Annotated in this window: 7 protein-coding genes; 4 read left to right on the top strand and 3 right to left on the bottom strand. The window is 60.9% G+C overall.

All coding sequences use genetic code 11. The features are described 5' to 3' along the window. Positions 1-42 precede the first annotated feature (42 nt). Positions 43-675: a lysophospholipid acyltransferase family protein gene (locus NW820_RS07580; protein WP_414331435.1), complete on the top strand. Its 633-nt coding sequence runs from the start codon at positions 43-45 to the stop codon at positions 673-675. On the opposite strand, the gene NW820_RS07575 is transcribed toward NW820_RS07580, so the two are convergent. Further along, the gene (locus NW820_RS07575) at positions 644-1,093 is read right to left on the bottom strand and encodes a (2Fe-2S) ferredoxin domain-containing protein (protein ID WP_414331431.1); all 450 of its coding nucleotides are present in this window, start codon (positions 1,091-1,093) and stop codon (positions 644-646) included. The two genes, NW820_RS07580 and NW820_RS07575, sit on opposite strands and share 32 nt — an antisense overlap. Positions 1,094-1,152: 59 nt before the next feature. Between NW820_RS07575 and NW820_RS07570 the strand changes: the two genes are divergently transcribed. Further along, positions 1,153-1,713, top strand: a complete 561-nt coding sequence (locus NW820_RS07570) for a 2'-5' RNA ligase family protein (RefSeq protein ID WP_414407136.1) — start codon at positions 1,153-1,155, stop codon at positions 1,711-1,713. Positions 1,714-1,747: 34 nt separating this feature from the next. Here the strand turns inward: NW820_RS07570 and gap are convergent, their stop codons facing one another. After that, positions 1,748-2,767, bottom strand: a complete 1,020-nt coding sequence (gene gap / locus NW820_RS07565; RefSeq protein ID WP_414407135.1) for a type I glyceraldehyde-3-phosphate dehydrogenase — start codon at positions 2,765-2,767, stop codon at positions 1,748-1,750. 156 nt (positions 2,768-2,923) lie between these two features. Then, a complete protein-coding gene (locus NW820_RS07560; RefSeq protein WP_414342364.1) occupies positions 2,924-3,484 on the bottom strand; it encodes a Crp/Fnr family transcriptional regulator in 561 nt (186 codons plus the stop codon). Positions 3,485-3,581: 97 nt separating this feature from the next. Here NW820_RS07560 and NW820_RS07555 point away from each other — a divergent pair, with 97 nt between their 5' ends. Continuing rightward, positions 3,582-6,476, top strand: coding sequence for a helicase-related protein (locus NW820_RS07555; protein ID WP_414383480.1), 2,895 nt, complete (start codon positions 3,582-3,584; stop codon positions 6,474-6,476). Beyond that, positions 6,473-8,670: DNA methyltransferase (locus tag NW820_RS07550; protein WP_414407134.1), on the top strand; the 2,198-nt coding region annotated here is incomplete at its 3' end. The genes NW820_RS07555 and NW820_RS07550, both read left to right, overlap by 4 nt.

The following is an 8,670-nucleotide window of genomic DNA, read 5'->3' as shown; positions in this document are numbered from 1 at the left end:
AGGGAACTGCTGCCGGAGTGGCAGGGATCGTTGGACTCACAGATGGGTTATCGCCGCCGGGATTGGTTGGCCTACTGGCTGCTCAAGTGGCTGGTGGTCAACCCCTTGTTTCGGGGACTGTATTTTGGGCGCACCTATGGGCAGGAAAACGTGCCTCGCCAGGGATCCCTCATCGTCGTCAGCAACCACGCCAGCCATTTGGATCCGCCGCTGGTGGCCAATGCGGTGCGCCGCCCGGTGGCCTTCATGGCCAAGGAAGAGCTGTTTCGGGTGCCGGGGCTGAAGCAGGTGATCCAGCTCTACGGCGCCTACCCGGTCAAAAGAGGCGGCTCTGACCGCGCTGCCCTGCGGGCCACGGAAGCAGCTTTGGCGCAGGGATGGGCGGTAGGGATCTTTTTGAATGGCACTCGTACCCCCGATGGCCGCATTCCTCAGCCCCACTTGGGAGCGGCCTTGGTTGCAGCCCGCACCCAAACGCCTCTGCTGCCTGTAGCCCTTTGGGGCACGGAAAAGGTCTTGCCCAAGGGATCCCGGTGGCCGCGCTTGTTCTGCCCCATCACGGTGCGCATTGGCAACGTGATTCCCCCCCCTGCTTCCAGCGATAAGGCCGATTTGCAGCAGGTGACGGCAGAGTGCGTGCAGGCTATCCATGCCCTTTTGGATCAGGGGCGCTGAGGGTATCTTGGGCTACCAGATACTCAACAACAGGGATCCCTCCCAAGATGTGCTTTTGAAGAATCTCCTCCACCACCTCCGGCGTGACCGAGTGGTACCAAAACCCACCGGGATAGACCAGCAGCACAGGGCCGGGAACAGCATAGTCGCATGCCCGCAGGCAGTTGGCTTTGGTGCGGTGTACCCGCAGGGATCCCCCGCTCCCGATTTCCAGGTTCAATTCCTTGATCCGCGATTTCAAATAGTCCCAGGCTTCCAATCCCACAGCTTTCTCACAACATTTGGGCTTGGTTTGATCCGCACAAAGGAACAAATGCCACTGGTAGGGCGGAATGGGAGCCGGCTGAGGCGCTTGGCCTGGGGATCCGGTTGCCGAGGAGGGATCCAGGATAGGGGAAGAAGCGACAGGACGCGACATAACAAGATGTTTGGGCTTGGCTACAGTTGCATTATCCCCTGTTCTCTAGGTTCTTACCGATGCTGGTGGATAACCCCAAGCAGCGACTGTTTCTTGCTCTGCTCCCCCCTCCAGCACTGCAAGAGCAGGTGACAGCCATCAAACAGCAGTTTGCCGAGCAATTTGCCAGCCAAGCGGCCCTGCGCTCGCCTCCCCACATCACTCTGGTGCCGCCGTTCGAGTGGCCCAGTTCCGATCTGCCGGCCTTGACGGGATCCCTAGAGGCCTTTGCCAAGCAGCAAACTCCCGTCGCCATCCAGTTATCCGGCTTTGGGGCCTTCGCGCCGCGTGTCATTTTTATTCACGTCGTGCCCTCCCCAGAACTGCAGCAGCTACAAGCTCAAGCCCATCACCACATGGGGATCCTTCTCAACCAGAAAGAGACAACCGCTCAGGGCCGTCCGTTCGTGCCCCACATGACCGTTGCCTTTCGAGATCTAACCCCCGCCCACTTTCGCGCCGCCTGGCCGCAGTTCAAGACCCGTTTTTTTCAAAGTTCCTTCACGGCGTCGGCTTTGACGCTTCTCCTCCACGACGGCAAGCGCTGGCAGGTTTTTGCCCAGTTCTCGATGGGGGAATAATGGGGAACAGAAGAGGGTTGCCAACCGAAGCAGCCTACTCCACCCAGTGAGCGGCCATGTACTCGGCCAGATCCACCACCCGCTGGGAGTAGCCCCACTCGTTGTCGTACCAAGCCATGACCTTGACCAGATCCCCATCCAGCACACTGGTCATCTCCGCATCCACAATGGCCGAGCAGTCGTGGCCGCGGTAGTCGATGGAGACCAAGGGAATATCCGAGTAGGCGATGATCCCTTTCATCGTGGTTTCCGAGGCTTCCTTCAGGGCAGCGTTTACCTCCTCGGCAATCACGCGCCGCTCCGTCTGCACCACCAAGTCCACCAGAGACACATTGGGCGTGGGAACCCGTACCGCCACCCCATTCAGCTTGCCTTTCAGCTCCGGGATCACCAAAGCCACCGCCTTGGCAGCCCCCGTGGTGGTGGGCACCATGCTCAATGCTGCTGCCCGGGCCCGCCGCAGATCGCGGTGACCACCATCTAAGATCCGCTGGTCGCCGGTGTAACTGTGGGTGGTGGTCATGGTGGCACGGAGGACGCCGAACTTGTCCAGCAACACCTTGATGATCGGGGCAAGGCAGTTGGTGGTGCAGCTGGCGTTGCTGACAATGTTGTGCCGCACCGGGTCGTAGGTGTGTTGATTAACACCGTAGACAAACGTGGGAATGTCTCCCCCCTTGGCCGGGGCGGTGATCACCACCTTTTTGGCCCCCGCTTCTATGTGCTTAGAGGCACCCTGGTAGTCGACAAAAACACCTGTAGCTTCAATAACAAGATCCACCTTCCACTCTTTCCAGGGCAGGTTGCTGGGGTTGCGGTCGGAAACGGCATAGATATGCTTGCCGTTCACCACCAAACCGTTTTCTGCAGGCTCAACGTCTGCTCCCTGCAACGGCCCAAGGATGGAATCGTACTTGAGCAGGTGGGCAGCCGTGCGAGCATCTGAGGTGTCGTTGATGGCAACAATGTCCAGGTTGGACTGGGAGCGACCCAGCCAACAGCGCAAAAAGTTGCGACCAATGCGACCAAACCCGTTGATGGCTACCCTAACCACTGCTCCTGACCTCGCTGCTTGAAATCTCTTGGGGGCTGCTGCCTAGCACATGATATCGCAACCCCTGAACATTCTGAAGACAAAATTTGGGATCCAAGGGGTTGTCTTCGTGGACGTTGACCTGCAAACCTATGCGGAGCAGGGATTGAGCCTCTTTCAAGCGGGATAGCGCTGGTGCAGCAGAGCCATAGCCGAGGCTACATTTTCTACCCCTCGCTGCTCCAGAAGATCCGTGAACATACTATCCAGCCAGTAAAGGTGCTCGCTGATGATCTGGCTCCAGGCGCGGTAGAGTTTCACCTGGACTTCCAGAGGCAACAGGATCAGCCCCTCGTTGGAGAGGCGCAGGGTCTGCACCTCGGTTATGGTCACTGCTGTAAAGGAGCGCCGCCGTCCCGTCAGCAGAGAAAGTTCCCCAAACAAACGCCCGGCGTGCAGCGTAGCCAGCCAATAATCTCCCGGATGTCGCACATATTGGCGACGCAGCTCCACCACTCCACTGAGGATCATGTACAGGTCACTGCTGGGATCCCCCTCTTGAAAGATCACCTGGCCAGGAGAGAAGCGGCTGGGCAACAGGGCAGCCGTCAGCGCCTTCCACTCGGCATCTTCCAAAGATTGGAAGAGCAAGTGCTCGCGAACACGCTCAAACGGATAACGGGGGCTGCTCATGATGTCGGTGGGCCAGAGGGGTACCTGAGGCCGGCTCCGTTTCATCCTACCGCTGCCGGCAGGGTATTGGGAGATGGGAGAGAGTTGTCCCCAAAGAGTATCTAAGATGCAATGGAAAAGGTAGGTCGCTCCCAGGGATCCCATGCAGCCTGGCTCAATTGTCCGCTGCCGCAACCGCGAGTGGGTGGTGCTCCCCGCTGATTCAGAAGAAATTGTGGTGCTGCGGCCCCTCACCGGCACCCCAGAAGATGCGGTTTGCATTCACCGACACCTGATGAACCTTGTGGGCGGCACCTTGCCCTTCGAGCGAGTGGAGCCTACCGCCTTTCCTTGGCCCTCTGGGGATCATCCTGCCGATGCCACCAGTACCCTTCTCCTCTGGCAGGCGGCCCGGCTGATTTTACGGGAGGGCGCAACTCCCTTTCGCTCTCTGGGGCGCCTCTCGATTCGGCCACGGGTATACCAGTTTGTGCCCTTGCTCATGGCGCTGCGCCTCGATCCGGTGCGGCTATTGATTGCCGACGACGTAGGGGTGGGCAAGACCATCGAGGCGCTGCTGATAGCCAGGGAGCTTTTGGATCGCGGCGAGATCCGACGCCTTTGTGTCCTGTGCCCTCCCTATTTGTGCGAGCAGTGGGCCAGCGAGCTGGCCGAGAAGTTTAACCTGGAGCCAGTGGTCATCCGCTCGGGAACGGTGGGGCAATTGGAGCGAAAAACCCCTGTTGGGCGCAGCCTCTACGAGCACTTTCCTGTCCAGGTGGCCAGCATTGACTTCGTCAAGACCGAGCGCAACCGCCACCCATTTCTGCAATTTTGTCCTGAGCTGGTCATTGCCGACGAAGTCCATGGGGCAGCGGCGGCCCATGGCAAAAACCAGCAGGAGCGCCACAGTCTGCTCAAAGCGGTGGCCCAAAACCCCAACCGCCACCTGATCCTGCTGACGGCAACTCCCCACAGCGGTGTCGAAGAGGCCTTCCGCTCGCTGCTGGGGCTGCTGCGGCCCGAGTTCGAGACATGGGATCTCCAGGATCTCAACGAAGACCAACGCGTCCAGCTAGCCCGTCATTTTGTCCAGCGCACGCGGCGAGATATTCGGGAAACTTGGCAGGAGCTCACCTGTTTTCCAACCCGGGAAGCTGAAGATGAAACCTACACCCTTTCTGAGGGGCAGCGCAAGCTGTTCGAGGACACCTATGGGTTTTGCTCGGAATTGGTGTGCACAGGGCAGCAACTAGAGAAGCGCCAGCAGCGAGTGCGCTACTGGGGAGCGCTGGCCCTTTTGCGCTGCGTAATGTCCAGCCCGGCGGCAGCAGTAGCGGCATTGCACAATCGCAGCGGAGCAACCCTGGAGGCAGAAGAAGAGGTTGAGGCAGAACTGAGCCGCTGGGTGTTCGAGTCGGCAGAAGAGCGTACCGACGATGAGCTGCCAACGCCAGCTCTTGAAGCCGCAGACCCAACCCTGCCGGATAGCGACCGCCGCCGGTTGCAGGCCCTGGCCCGTCTGGCCAAACAGCTCCAGGGCCCAGAGCACGACACCAAACTGGCGCGGGCCATCGAGCTGGTGAAAAAGTTGCTTCAGGAAGGTTTTCATCCCATCCTCTGGTGCCGCTACGTTGCCACTGCGGAGTATCTGGACAGTTACCTTCGGCAACAGCTGGGATCCCCAGCCCAAGTAGCCTGTGTAACGGGCAGGATGGGAGACGAGGAGCGGGAGGCCAAGATCGCGAACCTGGAAGTTGACCGACCACGGGTGCTGGTGGCCACCGACTGCCTCTCGGAAGGGATCAACCTGCAGGAAAAGTTTACAGCCGTCATCCACTACGACCTGCCCTGGAACCCCAATCGGCTGGAGCAGCGGGAGGGCCGGGTGGATCGCTACGGCCAAAAGGCCAGCCGGGTCAAGGTCATCCGCTTTTTTGGCCGCGACAACCCCGTAGATGGCGTGGTACTGGAGGTGTTGCTCAACAAAGCGCGGGAGATCCACCGCACCCTGGGCACCCACGTGCCTGTGCCGGAGGCTAGCGAAAGCGTTACCCAGGCTGTGCTCGAAGCCCTCTTCCTGCGCAAGGGACACTGGTCCGCCGAGCGCCAGCTAACCCTCGATCTTGGCGTGCCGGAAGTGGATGAGTTTCACCGGCGCTGGGATCGCTCTGTCGAACAGGAGCGGCGCAACCGCACCCGTTTTGCCCAGCGGGCCCTCAAGCCTGAGGCAGTGCAGCGGGAGCTGGAGGCCACCGATGCCGTGCTAGGGGATCCCGAAGCTGTGCGCGAATTCTTCCTGGCTGCCGCCCAGCGCCTCAACCTAGCCATAACCCCAGGGAAGCGGTCGGGGGTCTACCAGGTTAGCGTCGGCTCCGAAGCCACTGCCACCTTGCCGGAAGCCATTCGCCTGGCCCTGCCCTCTCCCAAAGGCGGGCGTTGGCTAATCAGCTTCGACTCGCCCACGCCCGAAGGTGCCGAATACATTGGCCGCAACCACCGCGTCGTGGTTGCCCTGGCCCAGTTTTTGCTGGAGGAAGCCCTCGACAACCCAGAGAAAGGGGATGCTGTCGTCTCCCGCTGCGGCGCTCTACGCACCCGAGCGGTAGTTGATCTTACAACTCTACTGCTGCTGCGGGTGCGCTACCTGGTGGAGCAACCCCAGGGGCAGCCTCTCTTGGCGGAAGAGGTGCTGGTGCTAGGCGGTGTTGGCCTGGAGAGCGGCGAGGCCCGCTGGCTGGAGACGGGCGCAGCTCTCCAACTGCTGGCCACGGCCAAGCCGGATGAGAACCTACCGCTAGCGGAAAAGCGGGAGCTGGTTCAGCATCTCCTGGCCTGTCTCGGCCCGTGGCAGGAGACAGAGGAAAACTGGGGAAGGGATCACCGGCTGCAGCAGGCGGCGCGGGAGCGGATTTTGCAGCGTGCTGCTGAGCTGGAGGCTGCCCATAGGCGCATCCGCCAAGCCGTGTCCCTACAGGGGCGGGGGCTGAAGGTGAAGCCGCAGCTTCCCCCCGATCTTTTAGGACTCCTTGTTCTCCAACCGGTGGTTTGCCGATGAGCGAGTTTTCTGGGGTACGCATCGAAGGAGGCCTGTTGGGGCCCGATATTCTCGAAAAGCTGCTGGCAGGGGATCTGCCAGGACAGAAGCCAGAAGACTTCGGCTTTAACAGCAAGCGCGGCCCAGTCGAAGAGATTGCCGCGGTCTTTGCCGATTGTCGAAAGTACTGGGAGGCCTTCCAGAGCCGCCTGCAGCGCCTGCCCGAAAGCGATCTCGCCACCAGCATCACCCGCGATGCCTGGGCGATCCCCTTCTTCAGTTTGCTGGGGATCGAGGTGCGCTATCAACCGCGCGCCTGCGAGGTGGACGGAATGAACTTCCCCATCTCGCATCGCATGGGCGAGGCGGAAGACGCGCCACCGGTGCACATCGTCGGCGCGCGCCAGGAGCTGGGCCGCGTGCCGGCTTCTGGCCGGCCTCGCCTGGCACCCCACTCGCTGCTGCAGGAGTATCTCAACCGCAGCGAGCACCTCTGGGGCATTGTTACCAACGGATTGACCCTGCGCCTCCTGCGGGACTCCACCTATGTGCGTCGGCAGGCCTATGTGGAGTTTGACCTGAAGCAGATCCTAGAGGAGCAGCGGTTTAACGACTTTGCCATCCTCTTTCGGCTGCTGCACCGCAGCCGCTTGCCCCAAACGGCAGAGCTAGCAGGGGATTGTCTGCTGGAAAAGTACTACCAACAGGCCCTGGAGCAGGGTGGCCGGGTACGGGAACGGCTGCGGGAGGGGGTTGAGGAGTGCATCAGGTTGCTGGCAAATGGGTTCCTGGCCCATCCCAAGAACCAGAGGCTGAGAGCGCGGCTCTTGTCGGATCCCAGGGAGCTCTACCGCCAACTGCTGCGCTTGGTCTACCGGTTCCTGTTCCTCTTGGTTTCCGAAGAGCGGGGGTTGATGAGCAGCGCGGCGCTCTATCGCGAGCACTACAGCGTGACGCGGCTGCGGCGGTTTTTGGATCGGCAAAGTGCCCAAGACGAACACGAGGATCTCTGGTGCAGCTTGCGGGTGCTCTGGAGGGTGCTTTCCCAAGAGGAGCTGGCGGAGCTGCTGGGGGCTGCTCCTCTCAACGGAGAGCTGTTTGCCCCTCTGGAGCTGGATGAGTGCAGCCTGAGCAACCGGGATCTGCTGCAAGCCTTTTCGCACCTAGCCTACTACCGAGAAAACCCCACCTCTCCCCTTCGGCGGGTCAACTACGCGGCGCTGGATGTAGAAGAACTGGGATCCGTCTACGAAAGCTTGCTCGACTACCAGCCTCAGATTGTAACTGGGCAAGGGGCGCCTCGCTTTGAGTTGAGCTACGGCTCAGAGCGCAAGAGCACAGGCTCCTACTACACCCCGCCGGAGCTAGTGGCCGAACTCATCCGCTCGGCGCTGGAGCCAGTGATCGAAGAACGGCTGAAAGCCGCTCGCCCACCTGAGGAAAAAGAGCAAGCGATTTTGTCCATCCGTGTGTGTGATCCCGCCTGCGGATCCGGTCACTTCCTGCTTGCTGCCGCCCGCAGGTTGGGCAAGGAACTGGCAAAGCTCCGCACCGGCGAAGAGGAACCCGCCCCCGAGCGTGTCCGCGAGGCCATCCGCGATGTGGTGGCGCACTGCATCTACGGCGTGGACAAAAACCCGCTGGCGGTGGAACTCTGCCGCGTGGCCCTGTGGCTGGAGGCCCACTGCGCCGGCAAGCCCCTCACCTTCCTGGATCACCACATCAAGTGCGGCGATTCGCTGGTGGGTGTCTTGGATTTGGCGATTTTGGAAAAGGGCATCCCCGATGAAGCCTTTACCCCGGTTAGCGCTGACTCCAAGGAGGCTGCCCGCTCGCTAAAGCAGCGCAATCGCACCGAGTGCCAGAGTTTGCAAACAGGGCAGCTTTCCCTTGCTTTTGACACTGACCAGGTGGTGGCTGAGCTTAGCCAGGAGCGACAGAAGCTAGAAGCCATTCCAGACAACTCCCCGGCAGAGGTTAGCCGCAAGCAGCAGCTCTACAGCCGCTACTGCCAAGACCCGCAACACCAAAAGCTAGTGGAAGCCTGCAACCTGTGGACAGCCGCTTTTTTCCAGCCCTTGATCCCTGACTTCTCTAGGGCCATTACCACCCAAGCCGTGGCTGATCGACTGCAGGAGAGAACCCCCTCCCAGGCCCTTGCCACTGCTCAGGCCCTCGCCGTCGAGAACCGGTTTTTCCACTGGCCGCTGGAGTT

The sequence above is a fragment of the Synechococcus sp. R55.7 genome (genome assembly GCF_047461955.1).
In the GTDB taxonomy this organism is placed as follows: Bacteria; Cyanobacteriota; Cyanobacteriia; order Thermostichales; family Thermostichaceae; genus Thermostichus.
This window is presented reverse-complemented; position numbering and strand designations above follow the sequence as displayed.

Excerpts from the sequence above, each read along its gene's own strand:
- NW820_RS07555 (WP_414383480.1), top strand. The coding sequence starts at position 3,582 with ATGCAGCCTGGCTCAATTGTCCGCTGCCGCAACCGCGAGTGGGTGGTG.
- NW820_RS07575 (WP_414331431.1), bottom strand. The coding sequence starts at position 1,093 with ATGTCGCGTCCTGTCGCTTCTTCCCCTATCCTGGATCCCTCCTCGGCA.
- NW820_RS07560 (WP_414342364.1), bottom strand. The coding sequence starts at position 3,484 with ATGAAACGGAGCCGGCCTCAGGTACCCCTCTGGCCCACCGACATCATG.
- NW820_RS07580 (WP_414331435.1), top strand. The coding sequence starts at position 43 with ATGGGTTATCGCCGCCGGGATTGGTTGGCCTACTGGCTGCTCAAGTGG.
- NW820_RS07570 (WP_414407136.1), top strand. The coding sequence starts at position 1,153 with ATGCTGGTGGATAACCCCAAGCAGCGACTGTTTCTTGCTCTGCTCCCC.